Genomic DNA, 1,845 nt, shown 5'->3' on the forward strand with positions numbered 1-1,845 from the left:
TCCGCTCATTCCCGCGAAAGCGGGAATCCAGAGAAAAATTACATGCTGGGTCCCCGCCTGCGCGGGGACGAGCGGAGGAGTGGCGTTTCGCGCTTCGCGCACTGGATACCGGCTTGCGCCGGTATGACGCCTGAAAAAGGAAACGCCCGGCGCGGGGCCGGGCGATGCCTTCTGGTGCGGATTGCTACTCGGCCGCCTTGTCTCCGGGCGGGGTATAGCGTCCGGGGATCACCTTCTCCGGCGGGTTGGTTCCCGGAGGTTGATCGACCGGATAAAGGAAACGATCTTCCAGAGGTGGTCCGACGTCTTGATGACGTGTCCCATTTCCGGCATCGGCGCTTTCACGGTGCCCCACTGAATGCGTGTGAAGCCTTGCTCCTCCAGAGCCTTGGAGCCCATCGCAATCAGCCGGAACAACACGTCGTCGGTGTTGCCCCAGAACCAGACGCCTTGGGATAGGCCGGGCAGAAGCCGCCGCCGCCGCCGCCGCCGTGACACTCGTTGCAGCCCGGGAGACGGAACTGCTTCACGAGATAGTCCTCGGGCGACTCCGCCACCAGCTTCTTCCAGTCGTAGGGATTGTGCAGCCCGCCCGGGGGCACTTGCTGCACCAGCTCGAGCGGCGGTGTCTCGTCGCCTTGCTTGCAGCACAGATCTTCCCCGGCGGCAGCCGCTTCGTCCGCGGCCCCAGCCGTTTCGCCCTTTTCCTCCGCGGCTTCCTCGTCGGCAGCAGTGGCCTCTGACTTCGTCTCCGCAGCTTCCTCTGCGGCAGTGGGCGCATCCTCGGCGGCAGCGACCTCCGACGGTGGTTCGTCTGCAGGCTTGGCTGGCGTCTCCTCGGCGGCTTCGGCTGGCGCCGCCTCCGCAACTTCGGACGACTCTTCCGCCGCGGTGCCGGCAGGTTTGTCTTGGGCGGCCTTGGACGGCTCTTCGTCCGCAGACTCAGACGGCTCCGCTTGCGTGGATTCCGCCGCCGTCTCGTGGATGGCTTCGGCTTGCAAAACGTTTCTTGGAATGGCTTGCTGGTGAAAACGGCAAGTCCGACGATAAAAAGACCGGCCACGAGAAGGCCGGCGACGGTCATCCAGGACCGATTATTGTGTTGCTCCATCAGTATCCCCTTGTTTGAGCGCAACCTGAGCCAGGGACGGCCAGGCCCACGGTCTCTATAGCACGGGGGGGCAATTTGCCTTGAGGGGCGCGGCAAAAAGGCAAGCGATCGCCCGGCAATTTTGCCGGGCGATGCTTCTAAGCTCTTGAAGCCGCTAGCAGGGGCCGTTGTTGGCGATGGTCTGCTGGCGGACCCAATATTCGGCCCTAGCCGTATCTTTCGAAACCTTGCGGCACCAGCTGTAATGCCCGTCATACCAATTATGCCAGCGCCAGCCGGTGCAGCCGCGGTTCTGCGCCTGCATGGTGTTGGACTGAAATACGGCGTTCTCGGCGTATGTCCTACAGTCCTGTTTCGATGCGGCCATGGCGCTCGTGGTCACGGCGGCACTCATCAGGGCGGCAACGGAAATCAGGATCATGCGATTGAGCTTGGTCATGGGTGTCTCCATCCTGTTCACGCATCCCCGAGCCCGGCTTGTTCCGTTCTTCTCGGTTGATGGTGGAGGTTTCCCACAACCCGGGTGAACCCGTTTTTGAACTCCCGGTTGTCTGGCGTTCATGTTCGCGCGCCGGATCAGGCGGCGATGAAGCCGTCCGGAAACGTCTTGAGCCGTGCAATGTCGCGCTGCGGCGGCAATCCGAACAGGCGGCGATACTCGCGGCTGAACTGCGAGGGGCTGGTATAGCCCACGCTATGGCTTGCCGTGGCCGCGTCGCAAAGGCCTTGGAGCA

At 63.1% G+C, this 1,845-nt stretch carries 3 protein-coding genes and 1 pseudogene; all 4 read right to left on the minus strand.

Annotation, left to right across the window (positions count from 1 at the left end; genetic code table 11):
• Positions 1–228: 228 nt before the first annotated feature.
• Positions 229–417, minus strand: a complete 189-nt coding sequence (locus AUC71_RS20365) for a hypothetical protein (RefSeq protein ID WP_204376718.1) — start codon at positions 415–417, stop codon at positions 229–231.
• On the minus strand, positions 405–1,001 hold the full coding sequence (locus AUC71_RS12480) for a hypothetical protein (RefSeq protein WP_069624525.1): 597 nt from the start codon (positions 999–1,001) through the stop codon (positions 405–407). Before AUC71_RS12480 ends, AUC71_RS20365 begins: the two co-directional genes overlap by 13 nt.
• 264 nt (positions 1,002–1,265) lie before the next feature.
• Positions 1,266–1,550, minus strand: a complete 285-nt coding sequence (locus AUC71_RS12485) for a hypothetical protein (protein ID WP_141701667.1) — start codon at positions 1,548–1,550, stop codon at positions 1,266–1,268.
• A gap of 137 nt (positions 1,551–1,687) precedes the next feature.
• Positions 1,688–1,845: pseudogene (locus AUC71_RS21405) on the minus strand (AraC family transcriptional regulator CmrA); the annotation flags it as partial.

Source organism: Methyloceanibacter marginalis, assembly GCF_001723295.1.
Classification (GTDB): domain Bacteria; phylum Pseudomonadota; class Alphaproteobacteria; order Rhizobiales; family Methyloligellaceae; genus Methyloceanibacter; species Methyloceanibacter marginalis.

What these genes read in the sequence shown, in the direction of transcription:
- AUC71_RS12485 (WP_141701667.1), bottom strand. Translation starts at nt 1,550, where the DNA reads ATGACCAAGCTCAATCGCATGATCCTGATTTCCGTTGCCGCCCTGATG.